The sequence below is a fragment of the Treponema sp. R8-4-B8 genome (assembly GCF_054786175.1).
In genome coordinates this window covers 52,832-75,246 of the sequence record NZ_BDHE01000490.1, presented here as the reverse complement: position 1 = coordinate 75,246, position 22,415 = coordinate 52,832, and the positions used below count along the sequence as shown (strand labels likewise).

The window sequence follows — 22,415 nt, the reverse complement described above, 5'->3', positions numbered from 1 at the left end:
GCCTTGCGGCAATAGTTTTAGATTATCGACACAAATACCAATGTCTGGTTAACAAGCTGATAGGCAATTTCGCCAAATGTAATTGGTCCAGGAAACGCTTCTATCTTTTTGCCCTCAAGATCGCCGTAGAGAAAATTCAAAATACAGTTGCAGGAAAAAACTGACGGTTTATCCTTGTGTTCGGCTATATGTTTGTTGAAAAGCGCGGCATAATCAGATACGGGTTTGGCTATCCTGTATTTTATTCCCTTGAACACTGGAGCGTAAAAATCTACAACCCCATTTTCAATTGTTTTGAATGAGATGTTGACACCATTGCCGGCATATTCACCGACAATGGGAAGTTTTGTGTCTATTTTGTTTTCCGCTATATAGTCGGCTAACACAACTTCGTTTCCATTCACAAGGCATTTTTGTATATGAAATCCTTCTTCCGTAAACTCTATTAAGGGCGAAGAGGTATCCTGTTCAAATATATTGATGATGTTGACCGTTACCATTTTATCATCGGGAACCCTCAAATGCAGAGCTACGGCTTTGTCATAAAACGCCGAAGATCCGTTGACAGTTATCGGCTTTTGCCCTGTTTTGTTCAGATTTAAGCCAGAAATCCACCCGACTATGTTACGCAAAAACATATTGTCATAACCTGCGGCGTTCTGTGCATATTCCTTATGAACGGCACTGTCAAAGGGTATGATCAAAATGGAAAAACCGTTCTCAAAAGCGTCCAACATTACCTGATTAATATCCTGCTTGGTATACGTTTTAATAACGAAATCCTGATATGGGAATTCCGTAACGAACAATAAATCATCGGAAACTTTTCCGCCGTCCTTTGCCATAAAATACTCGGTTGAGCCACCGATCCAGTTCCCTTTAGGCAGTTTTTTAAGCAGTGTCTCGCTTCCGGCGACATGAAGCAGTTTCCCGCCCTTAATTAATTTTGCCGTCGCTTCAAGTGTAATTAACATATTCATTCCTCCTTATAGTTTTTCGATCTTCGCGTAATCCGCGACCATTAACTGTTTGGCTTTTTTAAAAAACTCGTTCATTGCAATGTTGCAGCTTTCCAGCGTTTGCCTCGAAGGGTTTTTTGCATATATTTCTTTCAAGCGCGTTAAAAACATGGAAAACGCCAGAAGGTCAAATTTGAAATCTCCTTTCAAAAGCTTTTCAGTTTGACTAACCGATACTTCCATTACAGCGAAACTCTGTACCATGGCAGCGCCGTAAAATTGCACAAGAATGGCATGATCCTTGGTCATTAACCTGTGGTATCTTTTTAAGAACTTGTTTATCTCTTCCGTACATTTTTTCAGCATTTCCTCTGAAGGCTTTTTAAAAAAGATTGTCTGCTGCTGCGTTAAAAACATGGAAAACGCCAGCAGGTTAAATTTAGATGGCTGTTTTAAAAGCTTTAGTGTTTGCTGGATTGTTAATTCCATCATAAAGTACCCCCTTTTTATCATGATATTAACTCTGAATTTTACATTGGCAAACGGCAGGTAGCCTATTGCATTCTTTACTAATTCGACTGCACTTTCTACTAATTCGTACCTTTCATATACGCTACTTGTAATTTTTATTAGTAATTTTTATACTATTCTTATGGATCAGTACCAGCCGCAAATCCAATGGGAACTCACACGCGCCGTGGTGAGCATTGCCGCGTGGTGGGTGCTGTTTTACCGTCTCCATAAGCCCGAAGCGCAATGGCGGCGTATTGCTCTTCTTATCGCCATGCCAATAGCTTATATCTTCTGGAAACTTATGCCGTGGGGGACTATTACCGTCATAATTTCATGGGCGGCTATTATAATGATCTTCGCCTTTATCTGCGGCGATTTGCGCCGTACCCTCTTTACCGCTCTTTTCTATATCGGAATGGAAATGTCCATCGACCTTACTCGCTCCGCACTCAGCGCTCTGCTCTTTAACGGGTTTTTACCACGCTATTCACCAATGCGGTACTTACAGTTAAATCTGCAATACCTCGTCGTATTCGGTTTGTGCTGTTATTATTACACGATAATGAAACGGTATTCAGGCAGGCTTTCGGTTGCCAGTTGGGTAATCATTATTATCGCACCATTAATTCAATTTGTGGTATTAACTTATTTTACCTACATCGCCGATCCGCTTCTGGAGCAACAGGGCATTAATATCTATGGCCCCGGCTTCTGCTTCGGTCTATTCTGTATATTACTGAATCTTGGGATACTCTATCTTTATATCCGCCAACTGATTATTACCGACGCCCAGCAATTAACAATAACTGTCTCCGATGTAGAGCCAATTTGGACGCCTGAGGACGGCCTGTCTGCTAATTTCTGCAAACGCTACCAATTGACTGACAGAGAGAAAGACATTGTTGAAGTTATGATGCGCGGTAAGAGCAACAAGGAAATCGCAGATACTCTGTTAATTTCAATCAGGACAGTAGGAGCTTATCTTCAAAATGTTTACAAGAAAACTGGCGCACCTAACCGCTTTGCCCTTTATTCGCTGATAAAAGGGGAATAGCAGAACAAGAGAAAAGAGAAGAATGAAGAAAGAAAAAAGTTAAGAAGGCAATACAAAAGGAAAAAGAAAAGTGAAGAGAGAAAAAAGGAAGTATTTGACAAGAGTTCCCTTCCCATTTCCTCATAGTATCATATCTCTTTTTACAAATCGTTACTTTCATATATACTTAATAATTATTGGTATTCCGCTATATTTGCCCAATGCAGCAGAAATTCTTTTTCTTCCGGCTTTGCCTTGTGAAACTGAGACGCCGCCACAATAGACAGCCACTTTTCTACGTAGTGTTTCGCCGTGTCGCTCTTTTTACAGAACAGCGCAAGGTACTTGTCCGCAAGCACGGCGTTTCCGGCAAGATGGAACAGCAGGTAGGTGTGCGCCGCGTCCGCTGAGGCGTTGCCCTGGGTGGCGTGGCACCAGTCGATGATGTACGCCTCGTCTTTGTCGGTAATCACGACATTGGCGGGATTAAAGTCGCCGTGGCAGAGTTTGGTGTGTTTGGGCATACTCGCCAGCCTTCCCAGAATTTCGTAGCGGGCGGTAGAGTCAAGATCGGAAGCCTTTATCTTGCGTTCCATTTTTTCGATAAGCAGAGGAAGCCTTGTCGCGTTATGGCGGTGCATGTCAAGCTGAACGTCAACAAAGCGCTCAATATACTGCTGTTCCTTGTCCCTGTTTTTTTCCATCAGCTTGTCAAGGGAAGTTCCCTCAACATATTCCCACACTAGTGCCCACTTGCCGTCGATTTTCGTCACTTCCACCAGACGCGGAACATTGAGGGTGGTCTCTCCCACAACGGCAAGGTTGTGCGCTTCGGAAAAAACATCAGGCGTAGGAAAATCCTTGTCCATGAGTTTTATCACCTTGTCCCCGTCCCGGTATATTTTCTTCGACCCCCGGTCGGTAAGTAAAGTATCAAGTTTGTAACTGCTCATTTTACACCTTCTCCTTCTTCCCATAATACGCATTAAGGAACATCCCCTTAATCTCCTCAATCAGCGGGTACCGAGGATTTGCGCCGGTGCATTGGTCGTCAAAGGCTTTTTCGCTCATGTCGTCGAGGCGGGCGAGGAAGTCTTTTTCGTCTATGCCGTAGTCTTTGATGGTTTTCTTAATACCGATCTGGTTTTTCAGCTTTTCTATGGCGGCGATTAGCTTTTCCAGTTTTTCCTCGTCGGTTGAGCCGCCAAGATTCAGAGCGTCCGCTATTTCCGCGTAACGGGATAGCGTCTTGGGGTGGTCGTATTGGGGGAAGGTTCCCATCTTCGGGGGGACTTCGACGGCGTTGTAGCGGAGCACTTCGCTGATCATCAGGGCGTTGGCGATGCCGTGGGGCAGATGATGAAACGCGCCGAGTTTGTGCGCCATCGAGTGGCACACGCCGAGGAAGGCGTTGGCGAATGCCATGCCCGCCATCGTGGCGGCGTTCGCCATTTTTTCACGGGCTGTTGGGTTCGCCGCGCCTTCGTTGTAGGCGGCGGGCAGCCATTCGAAAATCACTTTGAGCGCCTGTATCGCCAGGCCGTCGGTGTAGTCGGTCGCCATGACCGAGGCGTAGGCTTCCAGGCAGTGCGTTACCGCGTCAATGCCGCTGGCGCTGGTCAGGCCCTTGGGGGCGTTGTCTTGCACGTTCGCGTCCACTATCGCCATGTCGGCTAACAGTTCGTAATCCGCCAGCGGGTACTTCATGCCTTTGGTCTCGTCGGTGATGACGGCGAAGGGCGTTACCTCGCTGCCCGTTCCGGCGGAGGTGGGTATCGCGATGAAGTAGGCTTTCTCCCCCATTTTGGGGAAGGTGTAGACCCGTTTGCGGATGTCGGCGAAGCGCATCGCCATGTCTTCAAAATCAGCCTGCGGGTGTTCGTAGAGCACCCACATGATTTTGCCGGCGTCCATCGCCGAGCCGCCGCCGAGGGCGATGATCACGTCTGGCTTGAAGGCGCTCATAATGGCGGCGCCTTTTTTCGCGCAGCCGAGAGTCGGGTCGGGGGCGACGTCAAAAAAAGTTTCGTGGACGATGCCGAGGCTGTCCAGTTTATCGGTAATCGTTTTGGTGTAGCCGTTTTGGTAGAGGAAGGTGTCGGTTACGATGAACGCGCGTTTTTTTCCCATAACGGTTTTCAGCTCGTCGAGAGCTACGGGGAGGCATCCCCTCTTGATATAGACTTTTTCGGGTGTGCGGAACCACAGCATATTTTCCCTCCTTGCAGCGAGTGTTTTTATATTTAACAGGTGTTTGATGCCGACGTTTTCCGATACTGAATTGCCGCCCCAACTGCCGCAGCCGAGGGTGAGCGAGGGGGTCAGGCGGAAGTTGTACAGGTCGCCGATGCCGCCGTGCGCGGACGGGGTGTTCAGGAGTATGCGGCAGGTCTTCATGCGCTCGCTAAAGACTGCGAGTCGATGAGAAATCGACATCCCTGTCGATTTCTCATCTGGAAGTTTTGCCTCTGGCAAAACTTCATGAGCATTGGTAACAGCGGCATCCATGCCGCAGGTTTTCGGGTTAAGGTAGACGCTGGCGGTGTGGCCGTAGCCGCCGTCCCTTATCAGATGGTCGGCCTTGTCCAGAGCGTCGTCAAAATCTTTCGCGCGGTACATGGCCAGCACGGGGGACAGTTTTTCGTGGGCGAATTCTTCGGAAAGCTCGACGCTTTCAACTTCGCCGATGAGTATCTTTGTCGTCCCGGCGACTTGTACTCCGGCAAGCTCGGCGATTTTCGCGGCTTTCTGCCCGACGATTTTCGCGTTAAGCGATCCGTTGACGATGATTGTTTTCCGCACTTTCTCGGTTTCTTCGGGGGTGAGGAAGTAACAGCCGCGGCGGGCGAATTCCGCTTTCACTTTATCGTAGACGGCGTGCAGGGCGATGACGGACTGCTCGGAGGCGCATATCATGCCGTTGTCAAACGTTTTAGAGTGGATGATTGAGTTGACCGCAAGGAGTATGTCGGCGCTGTCGTCAATGACGGCGGGCGCGTTGCCCGACCCGACGCCGATGGCGGGTTTGCCTGAGGAGTAGGCGGACTTGACCATGCCCGGCCCGCCCGTGGCAAGGATTATGTCGGCTTCTTTCATCACCATGTTGGTCATTTCGAGGCTCGGCTCGTCTATCCAGCCGATGATGCCCTCGGGCGCTCCCGCCGCGACCGCCGCATCGAGCACGATCTTCGCCGCCGCACAGGTGCTGGCTTTTGCACGAGGGTGCGGCGAGATGATGATGCCGTTGCGGGTTTTCAGGCAGATGAGGGATTTGAAGATAGCGGTGGAGGTTGGGTTGGTTGTGGGGATGACCGCCGCCACGAGGCCGATGGGTTCGGCTATGCGAGTGATGCCGTAGACGGGATCATCTTCTATAACACCACAAGTTTTTGTGTCTTTGTAAGCGTTGTAGATGTACTCGGAGGCGTAGTGGTTTTTGATCACTTTGTCCTCGACGACGCCCATGCCTGTTTCGGCTACTGCCATTTTTGCCAGCGGGATACGGTTTATTGCGGCGGCTCGTGCGGCGGCGAAAAAGATTTTGTCTACCTGAGATTGGGTAAAGTTCGCATATATTGCTTGCGCTTTTCGTATGCGAGTTAGTTCTTCAGTGAGGCCATTCGGTTCGGTTATCATGGCTGATACTCCTTTAATGCCGTTTGCCCTTTTATCATACTATTTTATGTTATTTATTACAATAATGGTTTTAGTAAGCGGGGAAGGTCTAAAGCTAAAAAATTCTTTTTGCCCCAAGGTGTTGGAATATTTTAGAAGATTTCTCACGAAGAACACGGAGAAAGAGAAGGACACAAAGGGAAGAAAGGGAGAAGGGGATAAAAAGACACAAAGAGTGTAATTTTGACACGATCAATTTGCTTTTGGGGGGTGTTTCCTCGTGTAGCGAAGCATTAAAAAAACGGTAAGGCTTAAAATAAAAATAATAACATACATTATCAACTGTGCTATTAAGGGCATGGTTATTCTCCTGATATCCACTTTATTATGGTGTCAGCAATGCCGACCGCACTAAAAACGGTTACGATAAGAACGGCTGTCTCCATTATTCCTGTAAATCTGCTTGCAGGTTTGGGCATGCTTTCGATTAATTGCCGCATTAAATTATTGTGTGTGTCCAATCGTTCTAAAAACGCTTTTTCGTCCATGTTTACAATATACGTCTTTTTTACATGGAGGTCAAGTCGAAAAAATGTCTGATATTTTCATTCGTCAGCTTCTCATTCTTCGGTCTTCTTGAAACTGGCGGTATCCTTAAAAGTTTCGTCTATTACTTCGTGTTTGCCGCCTATCAGTTTGAAAACGTCCAATATTTGAATGACTTCTTCCGTGAATAACGGATTAACTGGTTGCGTCTTTGTGTTAGCTGATTGACTTTTACCATTATTCGCTCCTTTGGCGTCTGTCTTGTGCGAAGCCCGGCAGTAGCCGATTTATTTTTTAGTGGTCTACGACCACTTTATTCGCTCTTTTGGCTGCTGTCTCGGGCGAAGCCCGGCAGCAGCCGATTTTATTGTGGGAGGTATTTTCGTAAGGGCTTTTATTGCTTAATATGCTTGTTTTGCGGAATTAGCATTGGCGTTAGCCGCTTTAGCGATTGCCTTTTTTTACGTTGATTTCTTTGCAACAGGTTTTTTTGTTGCTGTTTTCTTTACTGGTTTTTTCTTGGTACTCATGATCTTTTCTCCTTTAGTTAACAAACATTATTTAATCACATAACGTGATTATTTTACTTACCCCATATCTAGTAGTCTGTAACAACTAAATGTTTACAAAAAGACCTCGCAAAGGCGCAGAGGCGCAAAGTTGTTGTCCGTAGGATCGTCGTTTTTCCTTTAAGATTTGTTGTTAAAATTATATATATTGATCAATAATGAGGCATCGAACAGGAACTTCGCGTCCTTTGCGTCCTCTGCGTCTTTGCGAGAGAAAGTTTGAGAATAATGTTTTGTAAAGTTTTAGATGTTACTGACTACTAGTGTCGCCAATTTCTTGACGACACTATGAAATTTGGGTGTCAGTTACAAGTGCGCTACCAACGCCAAAACCGCTTCTTTGGTAAAGGTTTTAGGGTGCATCGCTTTGTACTCTGCGATTGCTTTTGACAATTCTTCTTTATCTTTTTCAGTCAATGTTCTGCTGACAACCTGTAGTTCATCGTTTTCAAGTACTTCCATAAACCAATCAAAATCTACTTCTTCTTTAGTATCTAACCATATCATAATTGTACCTCCATTTCAGGAAAATATTTATCCAGTAAGATTTGTGCGTCTTTTTCAAAAATAGCCATTCTTCTATCAGTTATCAATACCGCACCTAATGTTTTTTCATAATGGGGAATAAGGGCGGTTTTCGGCTCGAAAGCGACAACTCCGCCAAAACCTTGTTCTATTGATAATTTACAGCTTTTGTTACGGGTAAGACAAGGGTATCAAGCGTTTCGCCTGTCTCTGCATTTTCGATTGATTCGGTGATTTTGTCTATTTCAAAATCAACTTCCATATTAAGAGTATATCATGTTTTACTTTATTAAGCAAAGAGACAGTGGAGACCATTAACCAGTTGTAAAGAATTTTACCCCTACAGGTAGTAGTCAGTAACATCTAAAACTTTACAAAGCATTGTTCCCAAATTTTCTCTCGCAAAGGCGCAAAGGACGCGAAGTTCCTGTCCGATAACCCATTATTTACCTAAATATATTAGTTTAACTACAAATCTTGAAGGAAAAACGATAATCTCACAAACAACAACCTTTGCGCCTTCGCGCCTTTGCGAGGTCTTTTTGTAAACATTTAGTTGTTATAGACTACTAGATGTTTTCGGTGTCAGATACTGTTGCCCTTATTTCGCTCCTTTGGCTGCTGTCTCGGGCGAAGCCCGGCAGCAGCCGATTTATTTTTAGCGGTCTACGACCACTTTATTCGCTCTTTTGGCTCCAGACTCGAGCAAGCTCGGCTGGAGCCGATTTTATTTTTAGTGGTCAACGACCGCTTTTTTCGCTCTTTTGGCTCCAGACTCGAGCAAGCTCGGCTGGAGCCGATTTTATTTTTAGCAGTCAACTACCGCTGTTTTGTTTAGGGTGTCATGCACCTTGCGCTACTTGCGTGTCCTGTTACAAGTGCGCTACCACTTCTTTCAATTACCAGTTGCGTTTACAGGTTCTGTATATGACTCATTAAATCCTATCTTGTATGTTGCATTACCACTGCTGGTAGAAGATGTATTAACCATAATATAGTACACGCTGTCCTTTGTTACTGGTACCGGGGAAATGAAATAATCACCTGTTTGGAAGAGTAATTTTCCATTTATACTTGTGTTGTTGTCATACAGTGTTACATAATACGTCGCTCCATAAGGATAAGGAGACACCGGTCGTAAGTGGATATACTGGCTAGACGCAGTTGCTTTAAAGCTAAACCACTGTTTGCCTCCTCCTGCGTCAATATTGCCGTTAGCCCATGTGTTGAAGGTAAGCTTGGTTACGCTTGTTGGAAGGATAATATTCTTGTCTTCTATGTAACTAATACCCATTAAAGCCGCAAATTGTTCGATATCTTCAAACTGCATAAGCAAACACGCCGGTACGAACCTGCCCAATGTTTCCGCCAAATCTTGTTGTGCTTGTATTACATCGGGCGAAAACACTTCTCCGCCGCCATTGTATATGTCTTCGCGTAATCCTTCCAATCGTGCCGCTCCGTTGTAACCGCTTTTTTTGTCACTTTTGGTTTGGCTGTTTGTGTAAACCGCAATTCTGTACGCCTCCATTTGCTTGGAAAACAAACTTTTTTGTGCTTCGTTATCAAAAAAGAAATTTACAAGGCGGTCTCCTCCTATGTTGCCGCCGCTACCCCTAATTTGATTGTAAACGGCATATTCCGTTTTTAGTTCTGAAACAGTACCCTTCACCATGCCTTCATAACCGCTAATTCCAGAAGCCAAGGTTTTTTCCTTCGAATCACTTGCCATATATTGAGACCATTCATTGAACGCGTTGGTTATCTTCGGGGCGTGTAGGGTCATGGTGGACTTAAATCCAGCAAGATCAGTATGAGTCATGCCATCACCGTATTCAGCCCACCTATCGGCAAGCAAGTCAGATTTCGTTTTCGACAAAGTTCCGTTGTTCCAATTGTACGAAAACTTTGTAACGCCGTCGTTATATGCCAGTCGCAAGGTTTCGTCGTTTAACGGTGACGGTTCCTCTTTTGGTGTAGTGTCGGTTGTTGTGTCGTTTGTTTCCGCACACGCCACTAATGCAAACCAGATTACCGCTGCTAGGGCGATTGCTAAAATGTTTTGCAATTTTAGCGCTTTTGTTTTGTCTGTTGTTTTCATAATGTACTCCTTCTTCATTTGATTTGTATTAAAAAAGCCGTTCCTGACAGTGGACGGCGTTTTTTCAAAGTGGTGATAATGTAATGTGGTTGATTTAATAAATACTATTAGATAGTTGACACGATTTTTACACAGTTGATATAATTGCCTGTTGCCTGTTGCCTGTTGCCTGTTGCCTGTTGCCTGTTGCGTGTTGCGTTCGGCCTGAAGCATTTTTTCATAAGTGGGGATTTTATTTGGCCTCTCACCGTGCCGCATTTGTCCGTGAACGCCCCTTGACGGGGCGCTGTTGTTTGGGTGTGCGTGTTGCGTGTTGCGATTTGTGGGGTTTTGGCTGTTTGTATGTTCTTATTAGTCATGCGATTATTTTATAGTAATTTTTTATGGTGTGTCAATGCTAATTTAGTGGTAAATGCCTTATTACCGCTAGAAGATGTATGCCCAATAAATCCTTGAGTACAGGCAGGGCAGGCTGACTGTGGCAAAAACATCTTCTGTGGGTTCCCTGCCGGAGAGACTTTGGAATAAAACAAAGAAAATTCAGAGAATAAAAGTTCAGCGACAAACCCTCGATAAAGCTTTCTACCCACGCTGTTTAGTCGCTGAAAAGGCTCGTAGGCAGGCTCCCCCAGAGTTTTTGCCATAGGCAGACTGCCCTGCCTGTACTGAATAAATGCTTGGGCATACATCGTGTAGAGGAGAGGGAAAAGAGGTTTTAAAAAACCATAAAAAGTGGTATAATTAGAATAAGAGGAAACATGGATATTGTCATTCTGGATAGCGCACTTAAACATGGAATATCAGAAGAAAGCATCTTTTTCTGTTTAATGCATTCCCACAATGACATCGTAATAAACGAGCCTCCCGTAAAGCGTTTATTTATCGGATTTGATAATATAGGAAGGGCTTTGGAAATCATTGCAATTGAAGATGACGAACAGGATCGGCTTGTAGTCATTCATGCAATGAGATTAACCAAAAAGTATTATTTTTTGTTACAAGAAGGAAGATAGTATGAATTATGACGAAATTGACGTTGAACACATAGTAAACGAGGTAGGTGCCGCTGTAGAAAAAGGCAATTACCGCCAAGCGACAAAAAAAGAAACTATGGCTGTCCGTCTTGCCGCTCTAAGCGAGATTGTCCATGAAATGCAAGTCCTTGTAAAAAATGACAAAGAATTAGTTGGGGCATAGTCATTAAAAGAGTGATATTATTTTCGCTATTAAATTCTTTGGGCATACATCGTGTAGAGGAGAGGGAAAAGCCTGTAGCAAGTTTGCAAATATGGCGGCGAAATGCGAAAGAACGCTTTATTATCCCTCTATGGAAAAAAGCGACACTGCCTATGATGTACATTTCATTCTAAAAAGTTCAGTTTAGTTCCTATTCGCCATCGTCATCTTCTGGAAACATTTGCAAAAACTGTCCAGGCGTTACCGCAGGGATAGAACTGGGAGCATAATATCTAATGCGACATTGGTATCAATCAGGACTATCATTAGAGGTGTTTCGCCAGCCTTTTCATGCGCCATTCGTCAAGATCAACATCTCCAAGACTTGAAAGTATGCCTGATATTGCCTGAGTACGGGGGCTGTTTTTCCGCATTGCTTCAATCTCTTTTCTGGTAATGCGAGGTATGCCGCTGCCTTCGGATTTATGTTTTTCCTTTGCCGGAAACTGAATTATTACCTGTGTTTCCCCTGCCGGTATGTCACGAGGGATTTCAAGCATTATTCTGTGATCGTCTGGTATGGTTACAGTTTGCGTTATTGTCATGCGTTAAATATAGTAATATCTGCCGTTACTGTCAAGTTGTAAAATTTAACCACGAAGTACACGGAGAAACACGGAGTTTTAGTATGAAAATCTTCTTTTTCTCCGTGTAACTCCGTACCATCCGTGGTTAAATATTCTCTTTGGACAGCCCCATACACATCACTGCAAATACGCATCAATTGCTGCTGCGGCTTTTTTTCCCTCGCCCATGGCAAGAATCACTGTGGCCGCTCCTGTTACCGCGTCTCCTCCGGCGTAGACTCCCTTCCGGCTGGTTTGGCCGGTCGCCTCGTCGATGATAATGCCGCCCCATTTCTGCGTATCCAGCCCCTTTGTTGAGTTTCTGATAAGCGGATTGGGTGAGGTGCCAATAGCCATGATAACGCAATCGACATCTATGTCTATTTCGCTTCCGGGTATTGGAATCGACTCGGCTCTGCCCGATGCGTCGGGTTTACCCAGGGCCATCTTTTCGCAGACAAGCATCTTAACCCAGCCCCTTTCATCGCCAGCGATTTTTACCGGCTCGGTGAGGAACATAAAATGAATGCCTTCTTCTTTCGCGTTTTTCACTTCCTCTGCTCGGGCGGGAAGCTCTTTTTCAGTGCGGCGGTAGATGACGGTAACATCAGACCCAAGCCGTTTCGCGCAGCGCGCGGAATCCATCGCCACGTTTCCACCGCCGATAACGGCGGTTTTTTTTGCATGTTGAATAGGCGTGGAACTTCCTTCCATATAAGCCTTCATCAAATTGATGCGGGTTAAAAAGTCATTTGCCGCAAAGACGCCGTTCAGGTCTTCGCCGGGAATGTGCATAAAGCGGGGCAGTCCCGCCCCTGATCCTATGTACACCGCCGAATAGCCATGCTCATTAAGAAGCTCGTCAACGGTAAGCGTTTTTCCGATTATCGTATTGCAGACGATTTCAACACCCATATTTTTAAGGCCCTGAATCTCATGCTGAACAATTGCCTTAGGCAGACGGAATTCGGGGATGCCGTAGATCATTACGCCGCCTTCACGGTGAAGCGCCTCGAAAATCGTAACGCTGTAACCTTTCTTTGCCAGATTTCCGGCGCAGGAAAGACCCGAAGGCCCTGAACCGACAACGGCAACTTTCTTGGTTTTTGTCGGCGAGAATTTTACAGCATCCGAGGTTGGGCTATGCGCGTTGTGGTAATCCGCGGCAAAGCGTTCCAACCTGCCGATACCGACCGATTCGCCCTTAATGCCGCGGGCGCACTTTCCTTCGCATTGGCTTTCCTGCGGACAGACCCTGCCGCAGATTGCCGGAAGCGAATTGTGCTCGGTGATAATTTGATAGGCTTTTTCAAATTCGCCTCCGGCAATGCAGCCGATAAAGGTCGGAATGTCGATGTTGACGGGGCAGTGTTCCACGCAGGGTTTGTTTTTGCAGTTCAGGCAGCGTTTCGCCTCATCAATGGCCTGCTCCTCGCTGTAACCGAGAGAGACTTCTAAAAAGTTGCTGTTGCGGATATTGGGGTCCTGCACCGGCATTTCATTTTTTGTTGTTCTTAAGTTAGCGCTCATTTTGCCACCGCCTTTTTAAACAGGTTACAAGTCGCCTCGTAAGCCTTCGCCTCAAAGGGGCGGTATCTGCTGCCCCTTTGCATGGCTTCTTCAAAATCAACCTCATGACCGTTAAAGTCCGGGCCGTCAACGCAGGCAAACCTCATTTTGTGGTTAACGCTCAGGCGGCATGCGCCGCACATTCCCGTTCCATCGATCATAATGGGGTTCATGCTGACGGTAGTTTTAACGCCGTAAGGCTTTGTTGTGGCTGCGACAAATTTCATCATGATGAGCGGCCCAATGGCGATTACTTCATCGTATTTTACGCCATTGTCCAGGGACGCTTTTAACGCTTCGGTTACAAGCCCTTTCTTGCCATAGCTTCCGTCGTCGGTCATAAGATCAAAGTCGTGCGAAACCGCGCGGAATTCATCCTCAAGAATCACAAGGTCTTTGGTGCGGAAACCGACAATGGCGTGCACCTCAGCCCTTTGATTAAAAAACTTTTTCGCCAGCGGGTAGGCAATCGCCGATCCCACGCCGCCGCCGATAATGGCTACTTTATTCGCCGAACAGTCTGAAGGATTTCCCAAAGGCCCCGCCAAATCATGTATCGCCTCCCCTTCCTGTAATTGATTCAGACAGAAAGTCGTGGCTCCCACAATCTGAAAGATAATGGTAATGCTTCCTTTTTGAGTGTCACAATCGGCAATGGTAAGCGGAATCCGCTCACTGTCCGCATTGGCCCGGACAATTACAAATTGACCCGGTTGAGCCTTTGCAGCCACAAGCGGCGCTTCCACATCCATCAGGGTGACGGTGGGATTCATTATTTTTTTTCGCAAAATCTTTGCCATTTTAAACCCGCCTTTTATAAATTAGAAATCTACGTCTTTGTCATAGAAACAGGCTGTAAGAAGCTGTTCCATTTGTTTCGGATCGATTTTGCGCGGATTGGATCCTGTACAGGCGTCACCTACGGCGTTAACCGCTACGGTCGGCAATTTCTCAAGGAACTCCTTCTCGCTTATAATACCGCCTTCGTAAGTTTTAATACACGGAGCAATGTCCAGCGCTTTGTTCATCTTCTGGATGTGATGAACAAGAGATTTGGTTCCCTCGTCCGGGTTTTTCGCGGGAAGCCCGATAAAGTGGGCGATTTCCGCATAACGCTCGGCTGCGACTTTTTCTTTTGCGTTGAATTGGATTACCTTAGGCAGGTACATGGCATTGGCAGCGCCGTGTATTATGTGTCCGCCGGAATAGGCAGCGCCGGTCTTGTGCGCCATTGAGTGTACGATCCCCAAAAGGGCGTTGGAAAAAGCCATGCCTGCAAGACACTGCGCGTTGTGCATTTTCGCCCGCGCTTCTTTATCGCCTTTGAAAGAATCGATCAAATATTTGCTTATCATCTTTATCGCGTGCAGAGCCAGAGGATCGGTGTAGTCGCAATTCAAGGTTGACACATACGCTTCGATGCCGTGGGTTATGGCATCCATACCGGTATTGGCGGTAAGTTTGGGCGGCATTGTTTCCGCAAGCGCGGGGTCTACAATCGCAACGTCCGGAGTGATGTTAAAATCCGCCAGCGGATATTTGATGCCTTTTTTGTAGTCGGTGATTACCGCAAAGGCGGTGACTTCCGTGGCTGTTCCCGATGTTGAGGGAATGGCGCAGAATTTCGCCTTGGTACGCAGGGGTGGAAAGCTAAAGGGTGTACAGAGGGTTTCAAATTTTGTGTCCGGGTACTCGTAAAAAGCCCACATTGCCTTTGCCGCGTCGATGGGAGATCCGCCGCCGATAGAGACAATCCAGTCAGGCTGGAATTTTCTCATGGCTTCGGCTCCTTTCATAACCGTTTCCACTGAGGGGTCTGGCTCGACACCTTCAAAAAGCTCGACCTCCATGCCCGCTTCTTTAAGATACGAAACGGTCTTGTCCAGAAAACCGAATTTCTTCATGCTTCCGCCGCCAACTACTACAATCGCTTTTTTCCCCTTGAGGGTTTTCAACGCCTCAAGCGCGTTTTTACCGTGATACAAGTCACGAGGTAAGGTAAACCGTCCCATAAAATACTCCTTTTTAATAACAACTTTGAACCGGCTTTCATTTTCCAGTTCCATACATATTTGTTATTTATTATTATTTTTATGTATGTAAGATTATATTAACACAATTATGGAAAAAGTGTCAACTATTATTATAGAAGGCAATATTCATGCTTTACGCTAAATTAATTTCCGTCGATGTATGCCCAAGCATTTATTCAGTACAGGCAGGGCAGTCTGACCACTAAAATACATTAAAAAAGTATCATCGAAAAAGCCCTATTTATGTGTTATAGTGGTCAGACGGTAATGGGCAATTCGCACATTCGGGTACCTATCACCTTTTTTCGGCATAATTCCTTGTCAGCCGAACTTCGGTATGCTATAGTTAAATTCACCTTTGCGGAGCAGGAGGACAAAATGGATAATAATTTAAATTTATTCGGGGCAATCACCGGTGTGGCTAGCTTGCTGTTATCAGTACTGGCAATGGCGTTATCATTGTTGGTGGTCAGGTGGCAATCAAAGGTACAGGCAAGAAGCGACAGAATGGCTTTTCTTTCAGATCGGATATTTGACATTTCCATACCTAGAAATCTTAGACAGCCTTTTTATAAAGAATATATCTCAATGAAAGGCAATGGAACAGCCGTCAAGTTCTGGCTAATGGAAGGCGAAATGAAAAAAAATTAAGGCTGTGCTTGACATGAGGAAACACCCGCCCAGAACTGATAACGAAATCCACGACCACAAAAAGCCCGTTTACCATTAGCTTGTAATACTGTGGCTAGACAAGCCTTGCCTAACATCCCCGACAAGCCTAGTGTTCTGTAAAATACATATTACAAAATACCTATTTGGCAAATATATAAAAATATGAAGAAAAAGGATAGTAAATTATTCATTTTTATCATAATTACCCGCACTTATGCTTTTAAAAAATAAAATCAAAAATGCAATATTTTGTTGCCTGTTTTTTACGGAACACTAGCCTAACTTTCTTCCCTATTCCTTTGCGTCCTTTGCGCCTTTGCGAGAGGTTCTTCTTCAATTCTTTTTTTTCGCTCATTGTTCCTTGCTTAATTTTCATTAAACAGCTATATTAGAATAGAGGTAACAAAATGGCAGTCAGAGTAAAACCCGTCCAACCAACGGAGATAAAAGATAAAAAAATAGCCCGTGAAGTCATTGTGCAGATCCAAAAGCCCATTCCGGCTTCGGTATACAGACGACATGAAAAAGTTGCTAAAATTATTGATGCAATGATACGCAGATGAGCAAAATAAAAATAAGCCTTGACAATGTTAAAAGTTATTTCTATCTGAAACCCCTTAAAGTTAATGATGTTTTACAAGGTTTTAACTGTTCCCTTGCCGAATACAACGATTATCTTATAAATGACGCACTGCGTTCAATGAATGACCATGTTGCACTAACATGGCTTCTTACCGAACAGTTAACAGGTAAAATAGCGGCTTATATGTCCCTTATTATGGACGCGATAAAACTGTCCTTTAGCGAGAAGGAACTCCATCATCTTAATTATCCATTCCGTACCATACCCGCCATGAAACTGGCAAAATTGGCGGTTGATCAGTCTTTTTCAGAAAAATACAAAGGCATAGGGTCTTTTATGATTGACAGCGCGGAACGCTTTGCATGGGCTTGTAATACCGAATATTGCGCCTGCCGATTCCTCACGGTAGACGCAGACCTTGAACATGATGACGGTATTATTGTTTTTTATAAAAAAAACGGTTTTATGAAAAACAGCGAACTCTACAATAAAAACCGTAAGACAATCAGCATGAGAAAAGACCTTTACCTATAAGACTTTCTTCATTGCTCATTCCCCCTTTGTGCTCGCGAACCGAAGGTTCGATTGTTCCTTTGTGATCTTGGTGTGAAGTCTTCTCGAAAAAATCCAAATTAATAGTAATGATTTAGATGTTACTGACTACTAGTCAAATACGGCTGTTTTTTGCCATTTTCCCCTCAAAAACCGCCCGTAGGAATGTAAATATATGTTATTGATTAAAAAAACAAATTCAGTATACTTTAAAAACGGAGTATGTATGTGTAATTGCGGTCAAACGGAAAATTACTGGGATTTATTTGAGGATGTGCTAAAAGACTATACGGGGGATGAGTCTCAGCTTATCCCGCTTCTTCAGAAATTGCAGGGAAAGTACGGATATTTGCCCCAGGATGTCATTAAACGGCTGTCTGAAAGAACGGGAATATTTGTGTCCCAAATCATGGGGGTCATCACTTTTTATTCCCAGTTCAGGTTAAAGCCGGTAGGAAAAAACATTGTAAGGGCTTGTTTTGGGACGGCGTGCCATGTAAATGGCGCGGAAACGATAGCGGACGCGATATGCAGGGAGCTTGGCATAGAGCTTGGCGGAACGACAAACGATAAGCAGTTTACGGTAGAGTCAGTCGCCTGCCTCGGGTGCTGTTCTCTTGCCCCCGTCATCATGATAAACAGCGAAACTCACGGAAGGCTGACGCCTGATACCGGTCGAAGCGTTATCAGGGAATTCGCAAAACAGGAAATAAAGGAATAACGATAACATGAGAAAAATAATAATCGGACTTGGTTCCTGCGGTATCGCTGCCGGCGGACTAAAAGTAAAAGAAGCTTTAAAAACTCTTATCGAAGAATCAAAACTTGATATTGAGTTAAGCGAAACCGGTTGTATGGGAAAGTGTTACAAAGAACCCATGATAGAAATTGCGGAAAGCGATGTTCTATCCGGCGATGGCCCGCCTGGCGAACAGACAATAACAAGAACAATTTACGGCGATGTTGACGTAAAAACGGCGAAGAAAATTTTTGAAAGCCATATCATCAACAACAAGCCTTTAACAGAAAACATCGTTTTAGATTTCAAAGGCGGCGGCTCGGAAATAGATTTTATGTCACGTCAAGAAAGAATTGTTCTGATGCGTTGCGGTCATATAAACCCTGAATCGATAGACGACTTTTTAAAAACGGACGGTTACAAGGGACTGGAAAAAGCGATTAAAACCATGACTCCGGCGCAGGTAATTGAAGAAGTGCAAAAATCGGGATTAAAGGGCAGAGGCGGCGCGGGTTTCCCAACCGGCACAAAATGGAAATTCGCGGCGGATAGCAAAGCCGATCAAAAATACATTATCTGCAACGCCGACGAGGGGGATCCGGGAGCGTTCATGGACAGAAGCGTCCTTGAAGGCGATCCGCACAGTGTGATAGAAGGGCTAATTATCGGCGGTTACGCGATTGGCGCGACAGAAGGCTACGTTTACGCGCGCGCCGAATATCCCATCGCCATTCGCAGGTTAAAAATAGCCATCAAGCAGGCGGAAGAGCGCGGCTTTTTAGGCAATAACATTTTAGGCACAGGTTTAAAATTTAATTTGCACATTAAAGAAGGGGCGGGCGCGTTTGTCTGCGGCGAAGAAACCGCTCTAATTGAATCTATCGAAGGACACCGAGGTATGCCTCGTATACGTCCGCCATTCCCAGCAGTCCGAGGGCTTTTTGGAAAACCGTCTAACATCAACAATGTTGAGACATTGGCAAACATCGGCTGGATAATTAGAAAAGGATACGCCGCTTTTGCCGCCTTTGGAACGGAGCAAAGCAAGGGAACAAAAGTGTTTGCGTTAGCCGGAAAAATTAAAAAAGGCGGATTGGTAGAAATACCGATTGGAATGACTATTAAAGAAGTAGTCATGGACATAGGTGGCGGAACCAAATCGGGCAAGGCGTTTAAAGCGGTTCAAATGGGCGGCCCTTCCGGCGGTTGTATTCCGGCAAGCAAAATGGACACAATCATTGATTATGCGCCGTTAGCTGAAACCGGGGCTATTATGGGTTCCGGCGGCATGATTGTCATGGACGAAGACAACTGCATGGTTGATATTGCGCGGTACTTTTTAAATTTTACGCAGTCCGAGTCGTGCGGCAAATGCACTTTCTGCAAAATCGGCACAAAACGGATGTTGGAAATACTGGAAAGAATTACAAGCGGCAAGGGCAAAGACGGCGATGTGGAAAAACTGGAGATGCTTGCCCATCAAATAAAAACAAACTCTTTATGCGGGTTGGGACAAACCGCTCCAAATCCCGTGCTTACAACGATACGCTATTTCAAAGATGAGTACATCGCCCATATAAGAGATAAAAAATGCCCGACTCATCATTGTAAGGCGCTTATTAAGTTTCAGATAACGGATGAGTGTACGGGCTGTACCTTGTGCGCGAAAAAATGCCCTGTAAACGCTATCAGCGGCAAAGTAAAAGAAAAGCATACTATTGACGAAAGCAAATGTACAAAATGCGGAATATGCAAATCCGCATGTAAGTTTAAGGCTATTTTAGTGGATTGAGGTTTTAACATGAATTTAAATATAACGATTAACGGAAAAAAATGCGAAGCAAAAAGCGATCAGTCGGTTTTGGACGCTTGCAAGGAAAACGGCGTCATTATTCCAACACTGTGCCATGATCCGCGCTTAAAGCCGTTCGGTTCGTGCATGATCTGCAGAGTAGAGATTCAAGGGGAACGGGGCGTGCCGCTCTCCTGCGGAGCGCAGGTTAGGGACGGCATGGTCATCACCACAGAATCTGACGCGATAAAAACATCAAGAAAAACCTGTCTTGAACTTTTGCTCTCACAGCATTACGGCGACTGTACCGCTCCCTGTGTCCTGGAATGTCCCGCTCATACCGACGTTCAAGGTTATATCTACCATATCGCTAACGGCAGATACGATGAAGCGTTAGAGTTGATTAAACAGACAAATCCCCTGCCAGTTGTCTGCGGAAGAATTTGTCCAAGACCGTGCGAAAAAAAATGCCGCAGAAATATTTTTGAAGGCAAAATAGGCATTGCAAATTTAAAACGCTTTGCCGCCGACATTGATTTAAGTAAAGACGCTCCCTACCTTCCCCCAAAAAAATCAGCTACCGGAAAAAAAGCGGCTATTATCGGCGCGGGGCCAGCAGGCTTGACGGCGGCTTGGTTTCTGGCGCAGGAAGGTCACAGCGTAACAATTTACGAAAAGCATGAAAGTCCCGGCGGAATGTTGCGTTACGGGATTCCCTCCTATCGCTTGCCGCGTGAAACGCTCGATGAAGAAATAAACGTTATTAAATCGCTTGGCGTAGAAATTATTTACAACAAGGAATTCGGCAAAGACATTACCGTAAAAAGCTTATACGCCGACGGTTTTAACTCGATTCTTTTGGCAATTGGTTCGCAAAAGGGGTATCCGTTAGGTGTTGACGGCGAAAGCAATTGCCCCCATGTATTAATTGGCGTGGATTTCCTCGGCTCCGTAACAAGGGGCAAACAACCCGACTTTAACGGCAAAAAAATCGCCGTTGTAGGCGGCGGCAATACCGCGATGGACTGCGTAAGAACAGCCGTCCGTCTTGGCGCTGAAAATGTCAAACTTGTTTACCGCAGAACAATCGCCGAAATGCCCGCCGATGAAGCGGAAATTGAAGAAGCCCAATTAGAGGGCATTGAATTTTTAGTGTTGAATAACCCGTTAAGCGTATCAGAGAGCGGCGGTAAGGTGACGATGAAACTTACCAAAATGGAACTTGGCGAAAGCGACGCCTCCGGCAGAAGATCGCCCCGTCCCATTGCCGGATCGGAGTACAATATCGAAGTTGACTATGTAATTTCCGCCATCGGGCAAACTCAGGATTTGTCTTTTATAAATAACGACTGTAATGTTTCAACTAACCGCGATTGTTTGGTTATAGACAAGAATACTACCATGACCGGCATTGACGGCGTGTTTGCCGCAGGTGACGGCGTAACAGGGCCAAAAACCGCCATCATGGCTATAGCCGGCGGCAAAAAAGCGGCTATGGCTATGTCCCAGTATATGTTAGGTGAAACTATCGCCGTGGAAAAAGAGCCTTATTATCATGTTAAAGCAAAAGATTATAAAGACATTGATCCCGCTTCTTTTGTAAATGAAAAGGGAAGCAGTGTAGAAAAAATTGAAAAAGTGCAAATGCCCATGCTTACTAAAGAACAGCGCAGCAATAATTTTAAAGAAGTTGAATTGGGATTCACCGAAGAACAGGCAAAGATAGAAGCGTCAAGATGCCTTTCCTGCGGTTGCGCTGATGCCGATGAGTGCAAACTGCGCCGGTATGCGGCAGAATATGGCGCGGATCAGGACGCATTAAGCGGAGAGCAGACAACACACCCCATTGACGACAGTCATCGGTATATAGTAAGAGACAGAAACAAGTGTATCCTGTGCGCCCGTTGCGTGCGTATCTGCATTGAATCGGGAAGCGGCGTATTCGGCTTTGTAGGGCGCGGTTTTGACACGACGGTAGAGCCGCCGTTCAGCCTGCCGTTAGGTGAAGATAAAAACTGCACAAACTGCGGCCTTTGCGTTTCCACCTGCCCCACTGGAGCGCTTACCCCGCGCAAAGACGCAAAGCTTCCCACAACGGCATACACCGACAGCGAAGATGTCAGGCTAACGCCCATTAAGGACGCGGTGGCGCAGGTAGGGAAAAAAGATTAGTACTCTGTAACAGTTAAATAATTACAAAGAAGACCTCTCGCAAAGGCGCAAAGGCGCAAAGTTGTTGTTTGTGAGATTATCGTTTTTCCTTCAAGATTTGTAGTTAAACTAATATATCTAGATCAATAATGAGCTATAGGACAAGAGCTTCGCGTTCTTTGCGCCTTCGCGCCTTTGCGAGAGAAAATTTGGGAATAATGCATTGTAATTATACTTTTCTACAACGATTACATCCCAGCACATGAACATGGTTCTTAGCGAACGGTCGTTTGAACATACGCGCAACAAGAAAGTCCTCGACAGTTAGTTCTGCTTTACATACTGGGCAACGCCGAGGCACATTGTTATTAAGGCAGATATAACAGCCCTTAATATACATAAGGCGGTCTATACTGCTTTCAGTTGCCGGAGGAAAAACGACAGTTTTTATCAAATCTCCTTTTAACAAAAGCGTAGAACAAACAGGACAAACCTTAGCGCTGCCGGTGTTGCCTTTAAATTTTTTCTTTTTACTCCAGGGAAGACTTGGATAGAACGGGGAAGGCGGGCCGAAAAACATATAAAAACCGAACCAGAGGAGAACAATGCCGCAGATTATCAATAATAAAACGTGCATGAATTGTAGCATTATAAATAAGAT

The 22,415-nt window shown here is 45.2% G+C and carries 21 protein-coding genes; 9 read left to right on the top strand and 12 right to left on the bottom strand.

Going from position 1 to position 22,415, the window contains the following annotated elements; translation table 11 throughout:
- Positions 1 to 17: 17 nt before the first annotated feature.
- The gene (locus ACYVRA_RS17210; RefSeq protein ID WP_461253967.1) at positions 18 to 974 is read right to left on the bottom strand and encodes a DUF6976 family protein; all 957 of its coding nucleotides are present in this window, start codon (positions 972 to 974) and stop codon (positions 18 to 20) included.
- 12 nt (positions 975 to 986) lie between these two features.
- On the bottom strand, positions 987 to 1,451 hold the full coding sequence (locus ACYVRA_RS17205) for a hypothetical protein (protein WP_461253966.1): 465 nt from the start codon (positions 1,449 to 1,451) through the stop codon (positions 987 to 989).
- Between the two features lie 160 nt (positions 1,452 to 1,611).
- Between ACYVRA_RS17205 and ACYVRA_RS17200 the strand changes: the two genes are divergently transcribed.
- Positions 1,612 to 2,526, top strand: a complete 915-nt coding sequence (locus ACYVRA_RS17200) for a LuxR C-terminal-related transcriptional regulator (RefSeq protein ID WP_461253965.1) — start codon at positions 1,612 to 1,614, stop codon at positions 2,524 to 2,526.
- A 173-nt stretch (positions 2,527 to 2,699) separates the two neighbouring features.
- Here ACYVRA_RS17200 and ACYVRA_RS17195 read toward each other — a convergent pair whose 3' ends face one another.
- The 6 genes from ACYVRA_RS17195 to ACYVRA_RS17170 form a co-directional block, all read right to left on the bottom strand.
- Positions 2,700 to 3,458 carry a phosphotransferase family protein gene (locus tag ACYVRA_RS17195; RefSeq protein WP_461253964.1) on the bottom strand — a complete coding sequence of 253 codons (759 nt, stop codon included), beginning with the start codon at positions 3,456 to 3,458 and terminating at the stop codon, positions 2,700 to 2,702.
- Between the two features lies 1 nt (position 3,459).
- Positions 3,460 to 6,141, bottom strand: a complete 2,682-nt coding sequence (adhE, locus tag ACYVRA_RS17190) for a bifunctional acetaldehyde-CoA/alcohol dehydrogenase (RefSeq protein WP_461253963.1) — start codon at positions 6,139 to 6,141, stop codon at positions 3,460 to 3,462.
- A 341-nt stretch (positions 6,142 to 6,482) separates the two neighbouring features.
- A complete protein-coding gene (locus ACYVRA_RS17185; RefSeq protein ID WP_461253962.1) occupies positions 6,483 to 6,668 on the bottom strand; it encodes a hypothetical protein in 186 nt (61 codons plus the stop codon).
- Between the two features lie 873 nt (positions 6,669 to 7,541).
- The gene (locus tag ACYVRA_RS17180) at positions 7,542 to 7,742 is read right to left on the bottom strand and encodes a hypothetical protein (RefSeq protein ID WP_461253961.1); all 201 of its coding nucleotides are present in this window, start codon (positions 7,740 to 7,742) and stop codon (positions 7,542 to 7,544) included.
- 913 nt (positions 7,743 to 8,655) lie between these two features.
- Positions 8,656 to 10,119 (bottom strand): hypothetical protein, encoded by a 1,464-nt coding sequence (locus tag ACYVRA_RS17175; protein ID WP_461253960.1) that lies wholly within the window; start codon positions 10,117 to 10,119, stop codon positions 8,656 to 8,658.
- Positions 10,120 to 10,229: 110 nt separating this feature from the next.
- The gene (locus tag ACYVRA_RS17170) at positions 10,230 to 10,505 is read right to left on the bottom strand and encodes a hypothetical protein (RefSeq protein WP_461253959.1); all 276 of its coding nucleotides are present in this window, start codon (positions 10,503 to 10,505) and stop codon (positions 10,230 to 10,232) included.
- A gap of 114 nt (positions 10,506 to 10,619) precedes the next feature.
- Between ACYVRA_RS17170 and ACYVRA_RS17165 the strand changes: the two genes are divergently transcribed.
- Both ACYVRA_RS17165 and ACYVRA_RS17160 read left to right on the top strand, forming a co-directional pair.
- Positions 10,620 to 10,874, top strand: a complete 255-nt coding sequence (locus ACYVRA_RS17165; protein WP_461253958.1) for a hypothetical protein — start codon at positions 10,620 to 10,622, stop codon at positions 10,872 to 10,874.
- Position 10,875: 1 nt separating this feature from the next.
- Positions 10,876 to 11,058 (top strand): hypothetical protein, encoded by a 183-nt coding sequence (locus ACYVRA_RS17160; protein WP_461253957.1) that lies wholly within the window; start codon positions 10,876 to 10,878, stop codon positions 11,056 to 11,058.
- Between the two features lie 305 nt (positions 11,059 to 11,363).
- Here ACYVRA_RS17160 and ACYVRA_RS17155 read toward each other — a convergent pair whose 3' ends face one another.
- From ACYVRA_RS17155 to ACYVRA_RS17140, 4 genes are all read right to left on the bottom strand, one after another.
- A complete protein-coding gene (locus tag ACYVRA_RS17155) occupies positions 11,364 to 11,642 on the bottom strand; it encodes a hypothetical protein (RefSeq protein ID WP_461253956.1) in 279 nt (92 codons plus the stop codon).
- Between the two features lie 159 nt (positions 11,643 to 11,801).
- Positions 11,802 to 13,193, bottom strand: a complete 1,392-nt coding sequence (gltA, locus tag ACYVRA_RS17150) for an NADPH-dependent glutamate synthase (RefSeq protein ID WP_461253955.1) — start codon at positions 13,191 to 13,193, stop codon at positions 11,802 to 11,804.
- A complete protein-coding gene (locus tag ACYVRA_RS17145) occupies positions 13,190 to 14,032 on the bottom strand; it encodes a sulfide/dihydroorotate dehydrogenase-like FAD/NAD-binding protein (protein WP_461253954.1) in 843 nt (280 codons plus the stop codon). Before ACYVRA_RS17145 ends, gltA begins: the two co-directional genes overlap by 4 nt.
- A 21-nt stretch (positions 14,033 to 14,053) precedes the next feature.
- Positions 14,054 to 15,244 carry an iron-containing alcohol dehydrogenase gene (locus ACYVRA_RS17140; protein WP_461253953.1) on the bottom strand — a complete coding sequence of 397 codons (1,191 nt, stop codon included), beginning with the start codon at positions 15,242 to 15,244 and terminating at the stop codon, positions 14,054 to 14,056.
- A gap of 399 nt (positions 15,245 to 15,643) precedes the next feature.
- Here ACYVRA_RS17140 and ACYVRA_RS17135 point away from each other — a divergent pair, with 399 nt between their 5' ends.
- From ACYVRA_RS17135 to ACYVRA_RS17110, 6 genes are all read left to right on the top strand, one after another.
- Positions 15,644 to 15,916: a hypothetical protein gene (locus tag ACYVRA_RS17135; RefSeq protein ID WP_461253952.1), complete on the top strand. Its 273-nt coding sequence runs from the start codon at positions 15,644 to 15,646 to the stop codon at positions 15,914 to 15,916.
- Positions 15,917 to 16,344: 428 nt separating this feature from the next.
- A complete protein-coding gene (locus ACYVRA_RS17130) occupies positions 16,345 to 16,500 on the top strand; it encodes a hypothetical protein (RefSeq protein ID WP_461253951.1) in 156 nt (51 codons plus the stop codon).
- Positions 16,497 to 17,054, top strand: coding sequence for a hypothetical protein (locus tag ACYVRA_RS17125; protein ID WP_461253950.1), 558 nt, complete (start codon positions 16,497 to 16,499; stop codon positions 17,052 to 17,054). Before ACYVRA_RS17130 ends, ACYVRA_RS17125 begins: the two co-directional genes overlap by 4 nt.
- Before the next feature lie 244 nt (positions 17,055 to 17,298).
- Positions 17,299 to 17,793, top strand: coding sequence for an NADH-quinone oxidoreductase subunit NuoE (gene nuoE, locus ACYVRA_RS17120; protein WP_461253949.1), 495 nt, complete (start codon positions 17,299 to 17,301; stop codon positions 17,791 to 17,793).
- Positions 17,794 to 17,800: 7 nt separating this feature from the next.
- The gene (locus tag ACYVRA_RS17115; protein ID WP_461253948.1) at positions 17,801 to 19,603 is read left to right on the top strand and encodes an NADH-ubiquinone oxidoreductase-F iron-sulfur binding region domain-containing protein; all 1,803 of its coding nucleotides are present in this window, start codon (positions 17,801 to 17,803) and stop codon (positions 19,601 to 19,603) included.
- 9 nt (positions 19,604 to 19,612) lie between these two features.
- Positions 19,613 to 21,775, top strand: coding sequence for an FAD-dependent oxidoreductase (locus ACYVRA_RS17110; RefSeq protein WP_461253947.1), 2,163 nt, complete (start codon positions 19,613 to 19,615; stop codon positions 21,773 to 21,775).
- The last annotated feature ends 640 nt before the right edge of the window (positions 21,776 to 22,415 follow it).

Coding starts and splice junctions, on each gene's coding strand:
- ACYVRA_RS17160 (WP_461253957.1), top strand. CDS start 10,876: ATGAATTATGACGAAATTGACGTTGAACACATAGTAAACGAGGTAGGT.
- adhE (WP_461253963.1), bottom strand. CDS start 6,141: ATGATAACCGAACCGAATGGCCTCACTGAAGAACTAACTCGCATACGA.
- ACYVRA_RS17130 (WP_461253951.1), top strand. CDS start 16,345: ATGGCAGTCAGAGTAAAACCCGTCCAACCAACGGAGATAAAAGATAAA.
- ACYVRA_RS17140 (WP_461253953.1), bottom strand. CDS start 15,244: ATGGGACGGTTTACCTTACCTCGTGACTTGTATCACGGTAAAAACGCG.
- ACYVRA_RS17145 (WP_461253954.1), bottom strand. CDS start 14,032: ATGGCAAAGATTTTGCGAAAAAAAATAATGAATCCCACCGTCACCCTG.
- ACYVRA_RS17110 (WP_461253947.1), top strand. CDS start 19,613: ATGAATTTAAATATAACGATTAACGGAAAAAAATGCGAAGCAAAAAGC.
- nuoE (WP_461253949.1), top strand. CDS start 17,299: ATGTGTAATTGCGGTCAAACGGAAAATTACTGGGATTTATTTGAGGAT.
- ACYVRA_RS17205 (WP_461253966.1), bottom strand. CDS start 1,451: ATGATGGAATTAACAATCCAGCAAACACTAAAGCTTTTAAAACAGCCA.
- ACYVRA_RS17195 (WP_461253964.1), bottom strand. CDS start 3,458: ATGAGCAGTTACAAACTTGATACTTTACTTACCGACCGGGGGTCGAAG.
- ACYVRA_RS17125 (WP_461253950.1), top strand. CDS start 16,497: ATGAGCAAAATAAAAATAAGCCTTGACAATGTTAAAAGTTATTTCTAT.
- ACYVRA_RS17180 (WP_461253961.1), bottom strand. CDS start 7,742: ATGATATGGTTAGATACTAAAGAAGAAGTAGATTTTGATTGGTTTATG.
- ACYVRA_RS17155 (WP_461253956.1), bottom strand. CDS start 11,642: ATGACAATAACGCAAACTGTAACCATACCAGACGATCACAGAATAATG.
- ACYVRA_RS17135 (WP_461253952.1), top strand. CDS start 15,644: ATGGATAATAATTTAAATTTATTCGGGGCAATCACCGGTGTGGCTAGC.
- ACYVRA_RS17170 (WP_461253959.1), bottom strand. CDS start 10,505: ATGGCAAAAACTCTGGGGGAGCCTGCCTACGAGCCTTTTCAGCGACTA.
- ACYVRA_RS17115 (WP_461253948.1), top strand. CDS start 17,801: ATGAGAAAAATAATAATCGGACTTGGTTCCTGCGGTATCGCTGCCGGC.
- ACYVRA_RS17210 (WP_461253967.1), bottom strand. CDS start 974: ATGTTAATTACACTTGAAGCGACGGCAAAATTAATTAAGGGCGGGAAA.
- ACYVRA_RS17175 (WP_461253960.1), bottom strand. CDS start 10,119: ATGCGGCACGGTGAGAGGCCAAATAAAATCCCCACTTATGAAAAAATG.
- ACYVRA_RS17200 (WP_461253965.1), top strand. CDS start 1,612: ATGGATCAGTACCAGCCGCAAATCCAATGGGAACTCACACGCGCCGTG.
- ACYVRA_RS17165 (WP_461253958.1), top strand. CDS start 10,620: ATGGATATTGTCATTCTGGATAGCGCACTTAAACATGGAATATCAGAA.
- gltA (WP_461253955.1), bottom strand. CDS start 13,193: ATGAGCGCTAACTTAAGAACAACAAAAAATGAAATGCCGGTGCAGGAC.
- ACYVRA_RS17185 (WP_461253962.1), bottom strand. CDS start 6,668: ATGGACGAAAAAGCGTTTTTAGAACGATTGGACACACACAATAATTTA.